Source organism: Candidatus Pelagisphaera phototrophica (genome assembly GCF_014529625.1).
GTDB classification, from domain to species: domain Bacteria; phylum Verrucomicrobiota; class Verrucomicrobiia; order Opitutales; family Opitutaceae; genus Pelagisphaera; species Pelagisphaera phototrophica.
This window is the reverse complement of sequence record NZ_CP076039.1, coordinates 1,734,881-1,756,607: the sequence shown is the minus strand read 5'-3', so window position 1 is coordinate 1,756,607 and position 21,727 is coordinate 1,734,881. Positions and strand designations below refer to the sequence as shown.

The 21,727-nt window shown below is 50.9% G+C and carries 16 protein-coding genes; 2 read left to right on the top strand and 14 right to left on the bottom strand.

The window, feature by feature from the left end; all coding sequences use genetic code 11:
• Positions 1-141: 141 nt before the first annotated feature.
• The 11 genes from GA004_RS07515 to GA004_RS07465 form a co-directional block, all read right to left on the bottom strand.
• A complete protein-coding gene (locus tag GA004_RS07515; RefSeq protein ID WP_283396706.1) occupies positions 142-2,352 on the bottom strand; it encodes a vWA domain-containing protein in 2,211 nt (736 codons plus the stop codon).
• A complete protein-coding gene (locus GA004_RS07510; RefSeq protein ID WP_283396705.1) occupies positions 2,265-3,296 on the bottom strand; it encodes a VWA domain-containing protein in 1,032 nt (343 codons plus the stop codon). Before GA004_RS07510 ends, GA004_RS07515 begins: the two co-directional genes overlap by 88 nt.
• Complete coding sequence (locus tag GA004_RS07505; protein ID WP_283396704.1) at positions 3,293-4,066, bottom strand: hypothetical protein; 774 nt, start codon at positions 4,064-4,066, stop codon at positions 3,293-3,295. The genes GA004_RS07510 and GA004_RS07505 overlap by 4 nt, the downstream gene beginning before the upstream one ends.
• Before the next feature lie 12 nt (positions 4,067-4,078).
• Positions 4,079-4,948, bottom strand: a complete 870-nt coding sequence (locus GA004_RS07500) for a DUF58 domain-containing protein (protein WP_283396703.1) — start codon at positions 4,946-4,948, stop codon at positions 4,079-4,081.
• On the bottom strand, positions 4,945-5,919 hold the full coding sequence (locus tag GA004_RS07495) for an AAA family ATPase (protein WP_283396702.1): 975 nt from the start codon (positions 5,917-5,919) through the stop codon (positions 4,945-4,947). The genes GA004_RS07500 and GA004_RS07495 overlap by 4 nt, the downstream gene beginning before the upstream one ends.
• A 422-nt stretch (positions 5,920-6,341) precedes the next feature.
• Positions 6,342-6,653, bottom strand: a complete 312-nt coding sequence (locus tag GA004_RS07490) for a CREC-EF hand family protein (RefSeq protein ID WP_283396701.1) — start codon at positions 6,651-6,653, stop codon at positions 6,342-6,344.
• A 500-nt stretch (positions 6,654-7,153) separates the two neighbouring features.
• Positions 7,154-8,128 carry a substrate-binding domain-containing protein gene (locus tag GA004_RS07485; protein ID WP_283396700.1) on the bottom strand — a complete coding sequence of 325 codons (975 nt, stop codon included), beginning with the start codon at positions 8,126-8,128 and terminating at the stop codon, positions 7,154-7,156.
• 238 nt (positions 8,129-8,366) lie between these two features.
• Positions 8,367-9,713, bottom strand: coding sequence for an ABC transporter permease (locus GA004_RS07480; RefSeq protein WP_283396699.1), 1,347 nt, complete (start codon positions 9,711-9,713; stop codon positions 8,367-8,369).
• An 11-nt stretch (positions 9,714-9,724) separates the two neighbouring features.
• Entirely contained in the window at positions 9,725-11,233 is a 1,509-nt protein-coding gene (locus tag GA004_RS07475) for a sugar ABC transporter ATP-binding protein (protein WP_283396698.1), read from the bottom strand.
• A gap of 234 nt (positions 11,234-11,467) precedes the next feature.
• Positions 11,468-12,553 (bottom strand): aldose 1-epimerase family protein, encoded by a 1,086-nt coding sequence (locus GA004_RS07470; protein WP_283396697.1) that lies wholly within the window; start codon positions 12,551-12,553, stop codon positions 11,468-11,470.
• Between the two features lie 73 nt (positions 12,554-12,626).
• Positions 12,627-13,835 carry an alpha/beta hydrolase family protein gene (locus GA004_RS07465; RefSeq protein WP_283396696.1) on the bottom strand — a complete coding sequence of 403 codons (1,209 nt, stop codon included), beginning with the start codon at positions 13,833-13,835 and terminating at the stop codon, positions 12,627-12,629.
• 301 nt (positions 13,836-14,136) lie between these two features.
• On the opposite strand from GA004_RS07465, the gene GA004_RS07460 reads away from it, so the two are divergent.
• Positions 14,137-15,327, top strand: a complete 1,191-nt coding sequence (locus GA004_RS07460) for a hypothetical protein (RefSeq protein WP_283396695.1) — start codon at positions 14,137-14,139, stop codon at positions 15,325-15,327.
• A gap of 254 nt (positions 15,328-15,581) precedes the next feature.
• Here the strand turns inward: GA004_RS07460 and GA004_RS07455 are convergent, their stop codons facing one another.
• Positions 15,582-16,928, bottom strand: coding sequence for a DUF1552 domain-containing protein (locus GA004_RS07455; protein ID WP_283396694.1), 1,347 nt, complete (start codon positions 16,926-16,928; stop codon positions 15,582-15,584).
• 18 nt (positions 16,929-16,946) lie between these two features.
• The gene (locus GA004_RS07450) at positions 16,947-19,496 is read right to left on the bottom strand and encodes a DUF1592 domain-containing protein (RefSeq protein WP_283396693.1); all 2,550 of its coding nucleotides are present in this window, start codon (positions 19,494-19,496) and stop codon (positions 16,947-16,949) included.
• Between the two features lie 163 nt (positions 19,497-19,659).
• Here GA004_RS07450 and GA004_RS07445 point away from each other — a divergent pair, with 163 nt between their 5' ends.
• Complete coding sequence (locus GA004_RS07445; RefSeq protein ID WP_283396692.1) at positions 19,660-20,778, top strand: D-TA family PLP-dependent enzyme; 1,119 nt, start codon at positions 19,660-19,662, stop codon at positions 20,776-20,778.
• A gap of 116 nt (positions 20,779-20,894) precedes the next feature.
• Here GA004_RS07445 and GA004_RS07440 read toward each other — a convergent pair whose 3' ends face one another.
• A complete protein-coding gene (locus GA004_RS07440; RefSeq protein ID WP_283396691.1) occupies positions 20,895-21,362 on the bottom strand; it encodes a RidA family protein in 468 nt (155 codons plus the stop codon).
• Between the last annotated feature and the right edge of the window lie 365 nt (positions 21,363-21,727).

The following is a 21,727-nucleotide window of genomic DNA, read 5'->3' as shown; positions in this document are numbered from 1 at the left end:
GTAGGGCGCGACGGCCCGGTGTGCCGCACAAGCCGCTCAAACAATGCGGCCCGGCGGGCAGTCGCCCGTTACCTAACAAGGCTAAAAAAAGCTTCTGAGTTTTGCCCCCCGCACGCATGAAAGGTTTTTTGAAGAAAGCAGTCACCAGTCCTTCTCCACTTTTCCCGCATTGGCTTTTGCCCGCTGTTCTTGTCGAAATTGCTGACTGCCCATTTCTTCCATGAGCACATCTTCCGCTGAAAAGTTGGGAACTGGAAGTGGCTGCATCAGGGAGTCCTCCCGGAATTCCCCTTTCATTGGAAGCGATGAAGCGACTGCTTCCCCGGGATCCGTATCCAAATACTCCTCCCAATCTTCATCATCCCACTCTCCTTCGCCCTCATCATCGCTATTCGAGGCAAACAGATCCAGTATTTCCTGAAGCCGGTCTATCGCTAAGGACTGGCGTGCCCGAGCTGCCGACCAGTAACGCCATTGCGAAAGCAGTTCTTCCGCCTCCAGTTGCGCTCCCAACGCCTTTCCCATTAGTTCCAATGGACGCTTGAGAATGGTCTCCAACCCCTTTCCTTCACTTGCTTGGGCAACCGCACTGGCCATCGAAAACTCATTGTCTAGCTCAATCATGTAGCGTTCGATCGACTTTCCCTCGGAACGGTGCTGTTTTTGACTTTGCTCAAACTGAACCGCATGGATCGACGCGTTTTCCGGCGGTTCTTGAGGATTAGGTGAAGGCGCCCTAACATTTCGATTCGCGGGCCGTCGCTGTATGTCGACACTTTCCACATTTCGCCTTAGCTCGGCCTGGCCTTCTAGAAGCGCTCGAATTCTCTCTAGGAGCACCTCAATCTTTTCATCTCTTTCTTGCTCCTTCTTTTCTTCCTCAGCCACCCGCTTTTCCAATACCTCCAGCATCACCGCGAGTGAGTCGAGTCGCATACTGGCTCTTTTAAATCCCGGGCGCATTCGGGCTGCTTGGAACAATAGATTCTGGGCAAAAAGGGCAGACGAAAGCGCTTCCCTCGGAGAGCTCTCCCACAATACTTCGACCTGATTAAAATTCGCCAGAGCCTGATTAAAAACCGCGGCGGCGAGATTCACGGGAGAATCGCCTTGCCTCTCCATCTGGAAGGCCAGTTCTCCAAAGGCGACCCCTGCGTCATTGAATTTTCCATCTTCCAGCCAGTCCAGCGCTGTTTCGAAACTCGCCGACTCTTGCTCTTCTTGGCCACTAACGGGCTCACTGACAAGAGAAGCTCCTACCAAAAGCGCCAACCCTAACGTCCCTTTTCCTAGATTCGCCAAACCGGAAGCCCAAAGCGACAAAACGAGAGCGATCGGCAAAATCAGAAAAGAGGCTTCTTTATACACCACGTATCCCGTATCGCCATCGGATCGAATCGACTCCTTTTCCTTCGCAAAGGTCTCGTAGATCTCCCCCAGGTGGAAGGGCAAAGTCCCCACGTTGGCGAACTCGCCTTCCGGCGTTTTCCGAGCCAATTCAGCCAACTCACTATCGTGGAGCTTTGTATAAACGACTCGTCCTTCGTGTTTCAAGGGAATGCTTTCCCCTTCCTCATTCAGGATCGGAATTCTGGATCCTGTTACGGAATCACCAATTCCTACCACAAGCAGGAACACCCCACTCTCCTTCAAGCGCTCCGCAACCTTGTCAATGCCCTGACCATGGTCCTCGCCATCGGTCAGCACAATCAGATCCTGAAATCCTCGCCGCTCCGGATCCAATACCTGGTCAACTGATTTCTCGATCGCCGAAAGCAGCAGAGTGCCACCGAACTCTACACTTCGCGGCTGGACTTGAGAAAGCATGTAGCGAACAAAATCGTAGTCCGAAGTTAGCGGGCAACTAATAGAGGAACTACCCGCATAGATGACTAGACCAACCTCTTCCCCCACAAATCCATCTAGGCAATCCCGGATCCCTTGTTTAGCCGCTTCCAGTCGCGTAGGATAGGCATCTTGGGCGAGCATGCTTCGCGACACATCCAAAACGAAGCCGACATCCCGACCGGACTGCGAAATAGAGAATCGCGTTGGATCGTACCCCGGTCGGGCGAGCGAAAATATGATGAGAACAAAAACCCCCATCCAGATCCAATCGCAACGCTCAATCGCCACTTCTCCGGAGTGACCCAACTTCGCTCTAGCATCTTGGCGTTTCTTCTTTGCCCAATTCAGATACCACCACAAGGGCCACACTCCAGTTAGTGCAAAGAGAAACCAGGGCCATTGAAATACGATGTCCTTCATGAAGCGACCCTCAGCCAAGTGGTTTGCAGTATCATACGCCCACACAAGAAAAGAAGCGCCAATGTCAATGGCAGCCAATACCATTCCGATACGATCTCAAAGGAACGCGTTTCGATACTCGAGCGCTCTAGGGAATCAATCTCCTCGTATATCGATTTTAGAGCCTCATAGTTGGGCGCTCGCCTAAAGACTCCACCGGTTTCATCGCTGATCCTTTGGAGCGTTAGTTCCGCAGTAGAGAACTCAGACTCCTCAAAGACCTTGTCGATTCCTTGAACCCCGCCGGCATCCCCAAGACTAATCGTGTAGACGCGGATCCCCCACTGCTTAGCCAGCCCAGCCGCTTCAAGGGGCAAGTGATTCCCAGAGTTATTTTCCCCATCTGTAAGCAGAACCACAATTCGACTCTCGATCTCCGCGAGCTTGCGCGAGGCATTCAAAGACTTCAGTTCATCCAAATTCTCCAATCTGGCGCAAGCGAGGGTCAACGCGTCCCCATAGGCGGTACCATCTTCATTGGGTCGATCCTGTATCTCTAGGCTCCCTACAATTTGGGCCAAGGCTTTGTGCCCAAAAGTCAAGGGACTTCGCGTATCCGCATACCGGGCAAAGCTAATCAGTCCAATCAGATCACTCGACCGCCCCGTCAGGCGCTCCCCATCCCCCAGAATGAACTGCTCCAGCAATTCCTTGGCAATCTCCATTCTAGTCTTGCTCCCTCCGCCGGGAAGGTCGATCGCGCGATCCATGCTGCTCGACACATCTACGAGTAGTTCAATCGCGATTCCCTCCGCTTCCTCAATCGATTCACTCGATCCGGCTTGCGGTCTCGCCAACGCAATCAGCAGCCCTCCGTAGAAAAGAAGTTCCAACGCGGTAAGCAGCCACAGGTACCGAGCCCGTCCCTTCTCTAAATTTGCCCATTGTCCGAGTGAGGCAACCGTCAAACCTGTGGAAGATGATTTCCACAATGCGACCCAAGCCGCCAAAGGAAATACAAGCAGAACCCATGGATAAGCGAAACTCATAGAGAAAACTCCTTCCTCAAGCGGTCCGCTAACTCATCTATACTTCCATTTTTTGAATACAGTATTCGCTCAAAAGAATCAACGAGTAAAGGCGAGCAGGCCGACGAATAGTCACGCAAAAAAAGCTCCATTTCGTTCATGGGTCGCTTTCCACTTTCCAGCTTCGCCAACAAGCCCTCCACCGCTTCAATCAACGGTGATCTCACCTCGTCCTCATGTCTATCTACACGAGTATTTCTCCTCCACCACAGAAAAGTGCCCAAAGCAACACCCGCTAACGCAACCAGAACTGAAATCCACCTGCTTATTTCTTTTTTTGCTGACTGATCTACCAGTAACTCTGGCGCATTTGAATCGCTTTCGACACCAAATCCTTGAGAGGTAATGACAACCGCTTCTAAAGGAATCGGATTATTTTCAGCATTCGATTCATTCTTCAAGCTTCCTCCATCAAGCCCGATACTACCCGATCGACTAATCTGGTATAAAACTATCCACCTTTGCTCGTAGGGGCCGTTCTCAGACTTCATCACTGGAAACGGCTGGGTTTCAAGATAACGAGCGGATCTGTGTCGGGGCTCTTGCAACGCATACCGCGCATAGGCGCTAAACTGAATAGACACCTCTAGCTCAACCAAATCGCCAGGGTAGTAATCCCGTTCTCGATCCAATTGAATCGAGACGGAGTCTGATCCCAGTGCGACCCAACCGAATTTCGATACAACGAAAATCAGCCCAATCAGTATCTGAGTTCTAGTTAACGTATTCAATTTGAACTGTATTCAGCCTCCAGACTCCCCGGCTAACATTCGTTGCCTCGATTTGAAAAACGTCGCTAAGACCAAGACGCAATCGTCGCCTACCTTTAAATCGATAAGATCAACACCGCAATCGAGCATTTGTTCTCTAATCCGGGAATTCTTGGGATTCGGCTTCCCTACTCCCGTCCCAAAATCAACCACACGCTCCTCTCCTGATTCCGCATCCCTCAATCGGGCCAAGCCCACGTCCGGAGTCTCCAGCTCAAAAGGCTCGATCAAATTGACTGCGATCACATCATGCCGAAATCCCGCTGCTTGAAGGTCGATTCCGTAGTCACTCGTATAGTAATCAGAAACCACAAAGGCTACCGAACGCTTTCTTGCCATATGCCCGAGGGCATCTAGAGCGACATCGATACGTGTACCTGTTCCTTTTGGCTCGTACGAGTTAAGCACATCCAGGATTCGCATACTCTGTTGACGCCCTTTCGCTGGAGGGACCACGAGCTCGACTTGATCTGTAAACAGGATCAGACCGACTCGGTCATTATTGGACAGAGCCGCCAACGTCAAAAGCGCGCAAAATTCAGATACTGTTTTTCGTTTTGCCCCATTCCGGTCACTCAACGTAGACGCGGACAGGTCGACCAAAAGAAAGAAGAACTGCTCACGTTCTTCTACGTAGCGTTTTACATGCGGAACTCTGGTGCGGGCCGTCACCTTCCAGTCCATTGCCCGAACATCGTCGCCTGGGAAGTAAGGACGAACGTCTTCAAATTCGATTCCCCGCCCTTTGAATACACTGCGGTACTCTCCAGCCAAAACGTGTTCGACCGGGCGGCGACATTTCAACTCGAGCAAATTGAGCCGACTGTCATCGTTAAGACTCATTCATCAACAATTGGAACGTTTTCCAGAATCTGGATAATCAAGTCATCCGAACTCAAACCTTCCGCCTCTGCCCGGTATGAAAGGGCGATTCGGTGCCTCAAAATATCCCCCGCCACATCCTTGATATCCTGGGGAACCGTGAACTCCCGTTGGTTGAGAAGGGCGTAGCCGCGAGCGGCCAATGACAAGTAGATAGTGGCCCGGGGAGAGGCTCCAAATCGCATGTAACGGGCAATATCGAGTCCGTAGCTTCCAGGATTACGCGTGGCATCCACGACACGCAAAATGTAGCGTTCCACTTTCTCATCGATGTAAACCTTGTCTAGCAAGGTCCGCATATCGAGGATTTCGTTGAGGTGAATGACAGGATCAACGGTAATCTTCGGAGCGGTACGGGCCATACGTCGCATAACCTGATGCTCCTCTTCCATACTGGGATAGCCAACCTTAAGCTTAAACATGAACCGGTCGACTTGTGCTTCCGGGAGTGCATAGGTACCCTCTTGCTCGATCGGATTTTGAGTCGCCATCACCAGAAAGGGATGAGGCAAAGGAAAGGTCTCTTTCCCCAAGGTTACTTGCTTTTCCTGCATGGACTCAAGCAAGGCACTCTGCACCTTGGCAGGGGCTCGATTGATTTCGTCGGCTAGTACCAAATTAGCGAATACAGGTCCCTTTTCGGCGGAAAAACTGTGCTCCTTCGGATCGTAGACGAGACTCCCAATCAGATCGCTCGGCAGCAGATCTGGCGTGAACTGGACGCGGCTAAAAGTCGCTTCCATAGAGCGGGCCAAGGTGGTGATGACGAGTGTCTTGGCGACTCCTGGGACTCCCTCGATCAGAACATGCCCATCACAAAGCAATGCGAGTAGCAAACGCTCAATCAATGTCTCTTGCCCGACTATCACTTGCGATAAGCATTTGCGTACATTGTCCAGCTTTGCGCAGGAATCCTCGATCAAAGTCTTCATAGATGAGTTTTACGAACTCCTAAGCATTCGAAAACGAACGGAAAGGTCAACTGTACGAAACCTCCTGCGAAATCTTGTTTACCGATCATTGAGGCCCCAAAACAGGCCGAATCTAAACTGAACGACCCCGACACTGTGCAACAGTCGCCAGCGCTCTACAGTAGAATCGACAAGCGCTCCTGGCTAAAAGAAGAGAGCGTCCAATGAGCTAAAAGCTAGGGATGACGATCACTAGTCAGCCACGTTCGCTCGTCCTATTTCGGCTGCTTAAGGTTTCGGCCGTGAGCTTAGTCGAACGGAAAGGCAGCCCTAACTCGCCGCTTCATATTTGATATGTTTTCGCACTCCCTTAGGAACATCCTATCCACAACAGCGATCGATCCACTAACCCGAGATAGTCGCCATTAATCGAACCGGCCGAACTAATTCTTCCTAGCAGGGAACGAAGCGTAGAATTCTTCTTCGCTTAACTTTCCATTTCCGTCTGTATCATGTCTGCCGAAGGCTTTCGCTTGGCGGGCAGCTACCTTTTCCTCATTAAACTCCCTATTGTTTTTCTGAGCAGATTTTTTGCCCGAAGCCAACTTAACGGCGACATACTCTTCTTTATTGAGGCTTTTGTCGCCATTGGCATCCCCTTCCGCGAATTGCTTTTGCTGGAACTTAGTAGCAGAAAATCCGGCGGCTAAACCGAAGACGAGCACTGCGAACACAGCGAGTAAGGCATGATTCATTTTCATATTCTTAATACCGATTGGGCTCTATCGATTCATTCGACGAGCGACAGATGAACATGAACTCGAGTTCGACCAATCTATCAATATAAAAAACTTGATTCCGGATAAACGGGATCCTTTGTTCGCTCGCTGAGCAAGACGGAATAAAAGAATCAGCCAAAGGCTACTTCGGGGATACTATTTTCCGAAAAAACTGTAGACGCGATCGTCGATTGCACTTAACCGAGGGTAGGGACTGTCGACCCGGCAGTCCACGCTAGAAGCTCAACCAACGTGGCGTGGCACAGGTGCCCGCGCTACGAAAAAACCGGACAGCCTCTCAATACCAAACCTGCTGCCAATCGCTCCATACTGCTGATAAGCAGTATCAACCCTCTTAAAACAAACCGCTTGTCTCGGCTTCAAAATGTATTCAATCGGGATCGCCCTTGGCGAACAGGATCTCGCATCACGAGAGCAGGTTTAAACAACATTTATAGCCTCACCCCACCATTCAACTACCACTGCTCGTTAATACGGCTCTCGTCGTTGACCGCTGTTTCATAGTAGTAGTGCGAACAGGGTATGAAAATGCTCCTATTCACCTCATCCCCTTGCAAATGGCGGATGAATGACTGGACTGTCCCTTCAGCCATTTTTCTAGGAAATTGCTGAGGCGTGTCGAAGAGCTTCTTCTCGAAAACCCCTTGCTTCCCAGCAGGAGAGGCATCGAAGGCGACTATTGTAATGCGGTCGGTCAGATTCGCCTTAGCTACTGCGGCGTAGGCTCCCAAACCAGAGGGATCATTGATCGCGAAAATCCCGACTATATCAGGGTGAGCTTGTAAGATGTCCGTGGTTACCGCGAAACCTTCATTTCGATTCCCCTTTCCATTGAGCTCCGTGACGATCTCCAGATTTCCCCCATTGTTCTTGAGATAGTCCTTGAAACCCTCCACCCGCAGGATGCAAGAAGTCACTTCGGGTAGGCCAACAATAGCAATCTTTCCACGATTCCCCGTGGCCTTCATCATGCTCTTCCCCGCTAATTGCCCTCCTTGGAAATTGTCACTGCCAATGTGGGAAGTCACCATTTCCCCGACTGTGGAATCATCGATCTGGATATCGAAAGTGAAAACGGGAATCCCAGCAGCATGAGCTTTTCGCACCCCTTCGGCCGCCGCCTTCGAGTCTGCAGGGTTCAGGAAAATCGCATCGTAGCCCTGGGCCACAAAGTCAGCTAGCTGAGAATTTTGAGCCGCCCCATCGTTCGCCCCATCCAATGCGACAAGGCTGTATCCATATTTCAACGCCTCTTCTTCCATCACATTAGCTATGAGCTTGAAAAAAGGATTGGTCAGGTCCATACAGGTCATTCCAATCTTTCCTCTCACCGTAACAGGCGATCCCTTTCCCGACCCGGGGTTAGAGCAGGATACCAACAAAATCAGAGGGACCGAAAGAAGAAGTGAAAGGAGATTTCGAATATTCATACTAGGGATAAATTGAACTAAATCCATTGATCCGCTTTTGAGAGGATCTGGCAAGCGATTAACCTTCCCGTTCCACTGATTTAAACGAATTCAAGTTCCGAACTTTAAAAGTGGGGTGAGCATCTCATCGATCCTGCACTAGGTCCAAGGAAGAGTCACAGCTCACTCGCTTTGGCGTAAGTATCGTTCTCTCCGTCTTGGCCTTGGCTCGGAAACCTGGGGGTTGTGGGGCGAATCGCTACCTTCCTCGCAACAACCGCCGAAACCCTCCATTTTGGCGGGCTTTGTCGAGCAGCACAGCGAGAACTATCACCGCACCGAGTGTAAACATTTGGGCATAGCTCTTAATACCGAGCAGGTTCATCCCATTTTGAATCACCGCTATAATGAACGCACCAATTAGAGTACCAAACATTCTACCCGAACCTCCCGATAGACTCGTTCCCCCCACTACTACGGCAGCGATCACATAGAGCTCGTACATATTGGCCATGTTGGGTGCCGCCGCTCGTACGAGAGAGGCTTGTAAGCACCCTCCTAGTCCGGCGGCCAGTCCACTTACGGTGTAGACGAGCACAATCACCGTTCCCACCGGAACACCGGTCAAACGAGCTGCTTCCGCATTTCCACCCACTGCGTATATGTAACGTCCATAACGTGTGTGAGACATAAATAAGTGGGCGGTTGAGTAAACTACTGCCAAAAGAATGACTGTATTTGGAATCCCCCAAAGCCTACCCTGCGCTAGCCAAACAAACGAGTCCGGCACTTGATCAATGGAGAAACCACCCGTCGTCATGAAGGCGAGCCCCCGAGCCATCATCATGATCCCCAATGTAACGATAAACGCGGCTACCTTGAATCGTGAAACCAGCCCACCCGCAAACATGCCGATGAGCCCACAACTGATAGTTCCGGCAAAAAACCCAAGAACGACGACCCAGCCCGCAGCTTCAGGGCCACCCATATGCTTAACCACGGTAGCTCCAATCACCGCAGACAACGCAATCAAACTGCCGACGGAAAGATCGATGCCCGCCGTTATGATGACCATCGTCATGCCAATGGCTATGATGGCGATCACCACAATCCGCTCTACAATGGCGAGGAGATTGGACGCTTTTAGGAAATCAGGCCAAAGTCTTTCGCGTGGCACGACTATCTCAAAGGATTCGAAAGCGGGATAGTTTTGCTCGATTTGCTCCAATACGAGCCACTTGGAAGCGTCTCCACCGGTAACAATCCCAGCGAGCCCACCACTCTCAGCGACAAGCCCATCCAGCTCATCGCGCAGGTCTCTGGGTCCACCCACAACCATCCGGACATTTTCTCTGTTCGCAGAAACTACACTCGCATACACGTTCTCCGCCATCGTAGCCGAAGACGTGTTTTCCGCACCTACGACGAGGACAACTCCTTCGGTTGGAAACTGATCAAGCACAACCTTAGTGAGCTCCCTTTCAGCCGCAATGCCCTCTCCCGACTGCCGATTCAGGGTCAACACGCTAAACAAGACGCAGAGCCCTATGAGAGCGAGCACCATGCCATATTCACCCAATCCGAAATTTAAAGTCTTCAATCTCATTTTGCGAGCACCTATTCTCCTAGAGCTATTTCCAACACTTCCTCCTGAGACGCCCGCTGGGCATCGTTAACTATACCCTGAATACGTCCCTCTTTCATCACGATTATCCGGTCAGACATTCCAATAACTTCGGGAAGTTCGCTGCTTATCAACAGGACCGATTTGCCCCCTTTCACGAGTTGGTTGATCAACAGATAAATTTCGTATTTGGCCCCAACGTCAATACCTCGTGTGGGTTCATCAAAAATAAAAATATCCGCATTGCGCTGTAGCCACTTTGCAATTACAACTTTTTGCTGGTTCCCTCCAGAGAGTTCCCCTACTTTCCGAGAAGGATTGGATAGCCTGATTTTCAAACTGTTGACATGGCCCTTGAATGCGTCGACTTCCGCACCTTGGCTAATGAAGACGTTTTCTTGGAACTCTTTGAGATTGGGTAGTCCAAAATTTTCGACAGACGAATGAATGAGGATCAAGCCCTGCTCTTTCCGATCCTCCGTCAGCAAACAGATTCCACGCTCGATAGAATCCCTCGGATTTCCCAAATCAATTTTAGCCCCCTTCATGAAGATCGATCCTGAATCTGCCGGATCCGCTCCAAACAACAATCGAGCCGTTTCGGTTCTTCCGGACCCCACAAGCCCGGCCAGTCCCAAAACTTCACCCTCATGGAGTTCAAAACTAACATCCTGCACGGCACAACCCCGTGACAGTCCTTCCACTTTCAAGCATACAGGTCCCCGGTCTACTTTTCGCTTCGGAAACTCCTCCTCCATGGGACGACCCACCATCCATTCAATCAGCTGGTTTTTAGATACATCGGCTGTAGCCGATTCGCCAACGCTCTCACCATCGCGCAGGACCGTAATTCTATCGGCAATCGCAAAGACTTCCTCCAGCCGATGGCTGATATAGATGATCGATATTCCCTCCCGCTTTAAATCCTCGATTATAGCTAGAAGCTTATCGACCTCTTGCTTGCTAAGCGCCGCGGTCGGCTCATCCATTACAATTATCTGAGCATCCGCCGCTAGAGCCCGCGCAATTTCCACGGTCTGCTGTTCCGCAACCGTAAGATCCCGACATTTCGCTCGCGGATCAATGTCCATCCCCAAGCGATAAAATAGCTCGCGAGTAAGATCCTCCTCGCGACTGTGGTTGATGAATCCATGTCGCGTCACTTCTTTGCCTAAAAAAAGGTTTTCACTAGAAGTAAGATTTGGGGCTAAATTAAACTCCTGATAGATGATCGCGATTCCGTGCGACTGAGAAACGGATGGCGTGGTGAGTGACACACATTGCCCCCCTAATCGTATTTCTCCAGATTCTGGCAAGTGAACTCCACCGAGCGTTTTTATGAGCGTACTTTTCCCCGCTCCATTCTCCCCAACCAAACCCAAGGCCTCCCCCTTTTTCAACTTCAGCGACACTGCTTTCAAAGCCTTTACCCCTGGAAATGTCTTCACGATTTCCTTCATCTCAAGGACAGGTATTAGAGAATCTGCAACAGAAGCGGGCATAGAGGATTAAACGAAATCGTCACGGGTATCAGAAAATTGCCAGGCAAGAGCAAGCTTTGAGACAACCCAAGGTAGGGGCTGGCGTTCCGGCAGTCCGCGTTAGAAGCTCAACCAACGCGGCATGGTGCCTGCCTAAATAGATAGCTCGATCTCCGCGAACGCCACGCCCCAGCTTGGCAAACACAAACGTTTGCTGCCGCGCTGGGGCTCGGCGGTCCCAGGCAGCCTAACTCCCTACAAAGTCCCGTTGTGGTTAACAATCACGGAGAAAGCGTACCGTTTTGTCTTTCCCGGCTCTAAGGGAATCAAATAAGACTTCTCCTCGATGTCCATCGGCGAATCCTGCAGATCGTGATGGCTCACCATCGGCTCGATACAGACAAAGGGCATCCCTGGAGGGGACCAGAGATTAACGTTGGGAAAATCACCCAAATCTAGCGTTAGGTATGGTGCTTCCCCTGTCCTCCCGATACTAATCTTTCTCGCTTTCATGTCTTTCTGAAACATTCCCCCATTGGGGATACGGGAATCGTCCAAAGTAAAAGAGTCTTCGTTATTCAAAAAGGGTACCTCCGTTTTCTGGATTAAACTATCCACAATTTCACTACGTTTTACCGACAATTTCTTTGAAAAGCTAATCTGATAATCACTCCGATCCCTGCCATCCACAAATGGACAATTAAACCCGGGGTGACCACCCGTAGCAAAATACATTGTTTCACCTCCCTCGTTCTCTATCACAAACTCGTTGGCCAATCGATTCCCCTTCAATCGGTAGATCACCTTGAAGACAAAATCAAATGGGTATCGCTTCTGTGTTTCCTCATTCGACTTAAGTAAGAAAACGACGGAGCATCCATCCCGGCTTTTCTCAACCTCAAAGTCGGAATATACAGCCATCCCCATTTTTGGGATCTCGTAGGAATCTCCCTTGTAAGAAAAGCGATTGTCTTTGAAGCGAACATTAACCGGAAACATCACTGGAGCTCGATTTACCCAATATTCAGGCTTCCCTTGCCACAAATACTCCGTATCTGATTCTTTGTGACGTATGCTCCAAAGCTCCGCTCCTCGGGCGTTAATCGAAACTCGTAAAGTATCGTTTTCAATCGAAACGATCTTGGAACCAAAGGATGCAATTGGAAGCACCACCATTGCCAACAAAAGCGAAAAAACTACCATTACACATGACCAACGCTTGCAATGTGCCGCGTTATCCGAATCCGCCCCCATACGCAGTACTGAGCAAGCGCTCGCCCAACGGTGGAAATCATTGCCTTTTCCCGTAGGAGCGGCTTCATGCCGCGATTCTGTTAGCATATATCGCCCCGACAAATCGGGGCTCTTACAAATAAGTCTTCTCGTAAAAATCTTCATCTCCATATCCCCCTGCCTACCTTTCAAAACCCAAATAGTCCATTACCGCATTATCGCCAATAAGAGCATCTGCTGGTCTAGGATGGTCTTCATCAAAGACATAGAGCTCCTCTCGCGGCATCACCGTCACGAAGCTCTCGTCGAATCCGTTATCGTAAGGGATTCGCTTGTAGTTGAGCCCCAGATGATGGGCAAAGAACGGATAGACTGATGTCCGCTTGGAATAGCCATAGTCATGGCCTTCATTAAACAAATGGACATGCTCCGCATTATGTTCGGCGTCATACAGAGCATAAACGCTCCGTATATAGGGATACTCAATTCGCGGTGAGTTACGCGTCCAATCAGCTCCGTTGGAAACGAGCAACAAGGGTCGCGGCGCTGCCATAGCGGCAATTTCCACATTGTTCGTCTCATATTCTACTCCCTTATGAATCGGCATACCGCTCTCGCAAACGCAGCCTCCAAAGAAATGAGCCGATACTTGTACTACGGGAGCGGATACAGTTATGCGATCATCAATCGCCGTCAGAACAAATGTCTGTGTGCCTCCGCCTGAGCCACCGGTCATGCCAATTCGGGAACTGTCCACGTCCGACCGCGAAACCAAATAGTCCAAAACCCTCTTACTGTTCCACGTCTGCAACAAGGCAGCAATGGGCATTTTATGGGTGGTTTGGGTTGCCTCCGCGTAACCGACCATGTCGTAGGCAAAAACGATCGCTCCTAATCGGGCAAAGGAAGCACTCCGTTTTTGTACGTCTTCTTTCAATCGCTTGTCTGCCAGATGCCCATGCGGACAGAGAATAGCGGGATTCCGCTCAGCGGGTTTCAAGGGCGAATACAGATTCCCCGTGATATAGTAACCTGGGAAGCTCTGAATGGCGATATTTTGAACTACGTAGCCATCCATCTCCCGCCGACTGTGGATAATAGGATTAAAGTTCCCTTCAATTTGCGGCATCTTGTTCCAATATAGCCCTTTCAAGATACCCTTGCGAATCGAAGCCGCTCTATTTTCCCACGAAGCCTTGTCCTTCCATGTCCCTCCGTACTCCTTCATTTTCAGGTTCGCTTCCCCTGGAGTCCAGTGATGCCCCTTTCTCAACTGATCCTTGGTAATCACTTCGTGAAGAAACAATGGGTCGGTGTCTACGGTAGCAAAAACGCCAACGGAGATTCCTAGTACAGCGAGGAATGACAAGAACTTAGCATGAGTATTCATAGGGTCCTTAAAGAGGGGGTATTGAATCCAGAAATAGGATTTGCACGACAATCACCTTGATTTCGACCCCCCGACCTAGCAAGCGATTTCAACCGCCTGCATCCCATTGCCCATAAGGGGATTACCCAGCAAACAGCCCAAACCGCAGCCTCGTCCCGGTATATTCCTCTAAAATTGGCGAATAAGTCCCAACCCATCAACGTCTTACAATCACATCTCTGTGAAATTTTTCTTTTAAAACAGCCTGATACGACAGCATATCCCTTCCATTCCGATAGTAAATCATTGTCCCCAATCTAAAATGAAGTCGACAACACCATTTCTTGCCCTCCTCACCCTAATCCTAGTCGGGTGCAACACCCTGAAAGAGACCCAAGTCCATGTCGCTTCAGGAAACTACGAACGGGCGATCCGAAACTCCGTCGAAAACCTGCGGGAAAGCCGAACGAAAAAGAAGTCGGCCGATTACATCCTTATTTTGGAAGAGGCCTTCGCCAAGGCCGTTAATCGCGACAATCGGAATCTCGAAAGATTGCGAATGGACCAAAGTGGAACGGCTCTTGAAGAGCTATTCAACACCTATCAATCGCTTCAAAATAGACAGGAATACATCATGCCATTGCTGCCTCTCTACATCGCCGATCAGGGACGAGAGGCTCATTTTGATATCGTCAATTACAATGGCTCCCTACTCGACTCGAGAAACCGCCTTTCCGAACACCTCTACCGTCATGCAACCGAATTACTCGCCACCAAGGACAAACCCCAGGTGCGCGTTGCGTACGAGAATCTTAACTACCTAGATGAAATAAACCCAAACTACAAAGAAACTCGAAACCTGATAAAAGAGGCCCACTACCTCGGGACCGACTTTGTCTTGGTCAAAACCGTAAACGCATCCAACGCCACTTTGCCCAAACGCCTCGAAGACGATTTACTCGATTTCGAAGCCTACCAGCTAAACGGTAACCAATCCTGGTCCGTTTACCACAATAACTACATCGAGAACATCGACTATGACTATGAGATGGTTCTGACGATCAGAGACATCGTCGTCAGTCCGGAGAGGATATACGAAAAAGAGCTTATCAGAGAGAAGCGGATCAAGGACGGCTTCGAATACAAGCTCGACAAAAACGGAAATGTCGCCAGGGACGCCCAAGGTAACGACATCAAGGTGGACAAATTTGTGACCTCTCGCTCGGTCGTGACTGAATTCACTCAGTCAAAGTCAGTGGCTATAGAGGGTAAAGTTGAATATCGCGCATTCCAAGGCCGAGAGAACCTTTCCAGTTTCCCTCTAGCGAGTGAGCACATATTCAAGCACCACTACTGTACCCACCAAGGAGATAGACGAGCCCTGAGCCACCATGATCGAGGACTCCTCGAACACACCATCATTCCCTTCCCATCTAACGAGCAAATGATCTACGAGACGGGCGAGGACCTAAAGAACCGACTCAAGCAGATCATCGCCCAGAACCGATTCTGAAAGATTGATTGGGACAACAAATATTTGAATACTCACCTTAGTGGACTAAACGTAGGAGCGGCTTTACACCGCGATACTCATCAACTCCAACATCCAAAAATCGCGGTGTAAAGCCGCTCCTGCAATAGGTTAACGCACGCAATACCCCTTCCGATAGATCCCTTTAACCAACAGGTGGCTCCAATACAGATTTAGTTCGGTTGCTCTGGCATCGCGGGTAGGGCCGGGTAGCGGGCACGATGCTCGGATTCAACTCATACATACAGGTCCGACAGATCGCCTTGGCTATCCGAGAATCGCGTATCGGTGATATTCATGCGATTGAGCATCGTAAAGAGCAAGTTGGACATGGGCACATCCTCACCACCTTTTCCGTAGGAGAGGTACTGATTGTGCTTGAAGCCCATATTGCCACCACCCGCCAATATAAGTGGATAGTTGTGATTATTGTGGGTGCGACTATTGGAAGTGCCAAAGAGTACCGTCGTATTGTCGAGCAAACTACCATCCCCCTCTGGGGTGTCTGCCATCTTTTGCAGAAAGCGAGCCAGGTTTTCGGCTAAACAGATATTCCAAGTACCTTGGCGGATGAACCCACCCGGCTTGCCGGCTCCATGAGCGAGCTCGTGCTGACTGCCCAATCCCAACGCCTTGGAGAACTGGTTCGAAGTTTCGCCGTTCATCGCTCCGAGCATGTAGGTGATAGCTCGAGTCGAATCGGTTCTAAACGCCAAGTACATGAGATCGTACATGGTCTCCATATACTCCAAAGGTGCCTCTTGAGTAACCTCCAAATTGAGCTCAGACGCATCAACCTTTGGCTTGGGAATATCCAGCCACTCCTGACTTCGAACCACCCGCTGCTCTATGTCGCGCACAGAGGTCAAGTACTCGTCATACTTTTCCTGATCCTGCCTGCCCAGTTTGTTGCGAAGAAACTTGGACTGATCCATCACTCGATCCAGCAAGCTTGTCTCAGTTTGGAGGCGCCGACGCCGTTCGGCGATCGTTCCCCCGTCAATTCCGAAGAGGCTATCGAATATCTGCTGCGGCTTGTCCAAGCCAGGAATCGGTTGGCCCGACTGAGTGAAGGAAAGCGTCTTGGAGCGCGTCGGCATGCCGATGCCCCCATCACTGGATAGTGCGAGAGATGCAAAACGCGTTTCGTGGCCAATCTTGGCCGCCGCAATTTGATCGAAGGAAACAGTGTTTGTGAAATTTGCCCCGCTAAAGTCCGCGCCGGTCAGGAATATATCGCCCGTATCATGCCCGCCAATGTGACGACCGGTCGGATGCGAAAGCCCGCCAATCATGGTCGTGTACTTACGAAGAGGCTCCATTGACTGCAGCACCTTCGTGAAACGAAATCCGGATCCTTCTCGAACAGGGAACCATCCCCATTCGCGATCTTCGTGATCTTCAGCGGGCACGCTGGCACCGTAGGGGAAGTGGATCGCACAGAGTCGTTTGGGCAGTCCCGCTCCCGCTGATTTCCCCGCGTGGGCGGGGGTTCGCATACAGTCCAGGAAGGGCAAGGCCAAGGCGACACCCGTCCCTTTGAGAAAAGTTCTACGGTTTATGTAACATGATTTTTCTGCCATAATAACGCCCTCCTGTAACTATCGAGTTAGAAACAAATCAGATAGTACAATAGATTCGATAAGATAATCCAGACGATAATCCCGCTCCTCAAATTGGTTGGTCAGATCCTCAACGATGGGCTCATCCGTAAATTCAAGTGTTCGACCCAATCCGTACGAGGTCAGCTTCACCACAAGGGCTCTCGCAAAATCGCGCCGCCGCTGGTCGAGAAGGTAGGCCTTGAGCGACTCCGCTCCCTCGATCCGGGTTCCATCCGGCATCACGTCGGACGCCTTGACCGGGGCAAATGCTTTTTCAGTCCGCGTCCCGCCCTTTTCCATGGATGTGAGCCGAAGCGATTCCGATCGGTATAATCCGGTCGCATCGAATTCCTCCAAGGGGATCCCCCATGGGTCGATCTTTTTATGGCAGCTAATACAGGCAGTCTTGTCACGATGAATGGCCAGTTGCTCCTTCAAAGGCAGTTGGGCGAATCCGGGCGTTTCTGGATCTAGCTCTGGCACACTAGCAGGAGGGGGTGACGGAGGGTCGTCTAGGATTCGCTCTAGAATCCAGACAGCTCGATCGATGGGATGGGAATCCTCACCTGTGGAATTGCCCACCAGCATGCTCGCCTGAGTAATCAAGCCGCCCCGACGCGAATTCTCAGGAAGAGGCACCCGCAACATCTCCGTACCAACGACCCCTTCGATCCCATAGTGCTTCGCCAGGCGCTCGTTGAGCATCGTAAAGTCTGAATCAAGGAAATTGAGCGCCGAAACATCGTTACGAAGGATCTCCTCGAAAAACGCTTCGGTTTCCCGCCGCATGTCCGCCATCACCCGACTGTTGAATTCCGGATAGAACTCGGGATTGACCGCGACGCGTTCCAAGGCCCGCAGATCGAGCCATTGCTCGGTGAATTGGCCAACAAACCGTTCCGAGCGCGGGTCGGCTAGCATGCGTTGCACCTCCTTCTTTAGCGTTCGCGGCTTGAGGAGTTGGCCACTTTCAGCCAACTTGAGAAGTGCCTCGTCCGGCATCGTGCTCCACAAGAAGTAGGACATGCGCGACGCCACTTCATGGGCTGTCAAAGATCGGGCTCCCTTATTCTCGTCGCTGGGCTCAACTAAATAGAGGAATTGTGGCGAGATGAGCACCATCGCCAGGGACTGCTTGATTGATTCGGTGAACGAGTCGTACCGGCTCCGGATATCCTTGAAGAACTGAAGTGGCTCAGCGAGCTCTTCATCGGTTGCGGGCCGCCGGTAGGCTCGTCTCATAAAGCGGCGCAACACTTCCTCCGCGTAGACGTCCTCGTCTTTGGGGATATCGAGTCCGGCAAAAAGGATTCTCTGGTGATGCTCAGGTGGCCAAGCGGCATGATCAGGGGCAACGAATTCTACCCAGTCCACCACTAGCCACGGCTGTTCGGGATCGGGCTTGTTTAACTCGCGTTCCTGTTCTCCTAGCCTAAGGTCGAGCACCTCTATTTTGTCCGAGCCGTCGTCGTAAACGTTTTGCACGGTAATCATGAGCCCAGGGAAATTGGAGGGCGTTTCCAGAACGCTCTTAAACTGCTCCAGCCGTCCCTTGAACTCATAGACTCCGGGGACGTCCTCCGTCGCCCAAATGTCAATGTCCTCGCCCACTTGCCCGCCGGGAATGTAGGTGTCGGCCCGAAGCCCCATACGTACCCGCATGCGAGGCGGGCCCTTGCCTTCCGGTATTCTCGCATGGGCTTTCACCCGCACCGTGACGGGTCCCTTTGTCGGATACTCCATCATCCGCGTCATGAACGCATTGCCGGGCTGGATCTTGTTAGTGTGAACTTTCTCGATTTTCGCATTCCAGCGTCGATCTACATTGCAGGTGCCAAAGTGGTAGAACCGTTCCGGCTGCGGTCCTTCGACCAAAGCCACATCTAGTCCCATTCGCGCTGCGTCCAAGTAATACTCCAACTGCATGCCCGACATTCCCATGATCGAGCCATCATTTTGAAACCCTCCCGGCCCTGCGGTTTCCGGAGGCAAGTTCTTGGCGTAGTCCAACTCAACTCCTAGCAAATCTGAAAGCGTGTTATTGTATTCGTATCGAGTAAGTCGCCTGATTACCCCTCGCCCTCCGGTCGCTCGCTTGACCTCGGACGCGTGCTCGAGACTAGCCGTTATCCAATCGATAACGGTCTGCCGCTCAGCCGCCGTGGGTTGCGGCTCATCCTCCGGCGGCATGTCACCCAAAATGAGGACATCATGCATATCGTGCCACGTTTCCCCATCACGCCCATTGACAAAGTCCCGATTGAGAGTGTCCACGCGCAGATCGTTTTCCCGCTCATCCGGACCATGGCAGGTCACGCAATATTTCTCCAAAATTGGGGCAACCTCCTTATCGTATGAAATCGAGTTTCCAAATATAGCAGAGCCAGACAGGCCCGATAAAACAGCGGTGATACTGACTTTTAGAAAACTGCGGTTCGATAATAACATGGGCACAATCGAGGTAAATCGCTCAACTACCTGATAGACGACATACTCCCGTTTTAAAGAAGTTTCTTCTACTTGCGGAGCAAATGGACATCTCGACATTATGTTTGAACGACTTTTTATGGACGGATTAAATACGGCTGGAGCTATACCCATTTCCAAATACCTTTTTAGACGGTACTGATCTCCTCGCAAAATATTCCGGAAAATCGCTTTTTGACAGGTCTTCACACCCACTTCGAACCAATTTTCTTTTTCACCAAGAATGGCACTATCTTCTGACTACGAGTTTCCCGAGCTCTCCCAAATTGAAGGCGTCCCCTCACCGTCACTCGTAATATTTCCCGAAAAAATCCGGGCTAATATCAAGCTCATGATCAAAATTGCGGCTGGACCCGAGCGACTCAGACCGCATGTCAAGACCCACAAAATGGCCGAAGTCGTCGCGTTGCAGCAGGAACAAGGAGTGCGGAAGTTCAAGTGCGCCACACTAGCAGAAATGCGAATGCTTCTCACCTGCCGGGCCAATGACATTTTGCTGGCCATGCAGCCGGTTGGCCCGATTACAGAGAGTCTTGTCCAGCTGTCGAAGGAGTATCCGGATACACGCTTCTCCACTCTCGTCGACAATTCTGAAACCCTCAAAACGATCGAGACCCTTTGCGACCAATCGGGAGCAAACCTCGGGATCTACCTGGATATAAACTGTGGTATGAATCGCACTGGAATCGTTCCCGGTGAAGCGTCCAAAAAACTCTACCAACGCATACATCAAAGCAAGTCGGTCATTCTGGGTGGCCTGCATGTCTATGATGGCCACATTCGCGATTCGAACATTGGCGACCGCGCGGAACATTGCCGGTGCGACTGGGGGGCCGTTGACGCCTTCATCGATTCACTAGAAGAATCCGCCTTTCCAATTCCCAATATCATCGCTGGAGGAAGTCCCACGTTTCCGGTTCATGCTAGGCGAGAGGGCGTTGACCTTAGTCCAGGTACAACCCTTCTATGGGATTTTGGATACGGCGACGCCTTCCCAGATCTCCCCTTTCAGCACGCCGCCTTTCTACTAACTCGAGTTTTGAGCAAGCCATCAGAAAACCTTGTGTGCCTCGACATTGGCCACAAATCGGTCGCCGCCGAAATGCCCCACCCTCGTGTCCGCCTACTGGGACTGGAAGATGCTGCCTTCGTTTCCCAAAGCGAGGAACACCTCGTCATAGAAACCGACAAAGCAGCCATCCTTTCAGTCGGCGACGTCATCTACGGCATACCTCGACATATCTGCCCAACTGTCGCTCTGCACAATAAGGTCGTTGTAGCGACCGAAGGGAAATCCAATATTTATTGGGAAGTCGTCGCCAGAGATCGAATACTCGACTAATCCTGTAACCACAAATCCCCGCTTCAGACAACTACAACCTCAACAACTGGACTGCTGCATAAACACCTATCCATTTTGCAAATTTTGCCCCTTATGGCGGCCAATAAACTTTCTGATTAGCTGGTTTCCACCTCAAAAATTCCTTCGATTTCGACGCTGATATTTCCCGGAAGCGAACCCATCCCTACAGCACTGCGGGCACCGATTCCTGTTTCTTCACCGAATACCTGCGCAAAAAGCTCACTACACCCGTTGATCACTGCCGGGTGGCTCCCGAACTCAGCGGTACTATTAACCATCCCCAATACCTTCACCACGCGCATTACGTTGTCCAAGGACCCCAGATTTGCTCGCAAAGTAGCCAACATCGCCAGACCCGTCTGGCGAGCCGCTTCGTAACCCGCATCCTGATCCAACTCCGAGCCCACTCTCCCCATGTAAACCGACCCATCCGGTTTCAGGGGACCGTGCCCGGATAAGTAAGCGAGCCCCTCGTGAATGACGATCGGCTTGTAAACCCCCAGTGGCTTAGGGGCAGGCGGGAGCTCTAAATTTAGTTTAGCAAAATTCGACTCAGCACTCATGAATTCAGATACAAGGCCTGATCAGGCCTTCGGGCGAACTCTTTTTCCACTAATTGATCTAAATCCAAGGTATATTATGACGGCAGGCGATCTCCGAACGCCCACAATAAAACAATCGCACACGCCTCTCATCAATCCTGAACGGAGTCGATTGGACAGCCTGTTTAAATTAACAGTTAAAGGCAGGATGAATTTTCTGGGTTAAATGGGCGCTCGGTGACCGCCCGCTAAAAAAGTCAGTAACGGAGCGACCAACAACCTTCGAAGTAAGCCAATTTTCCACTTTGCTGAGATTCATTGGCCACGCAGAATAAACAGCAGGGCGTAACTATGAAAAGACGAAAGCGGATACACTGGGCCGCAAG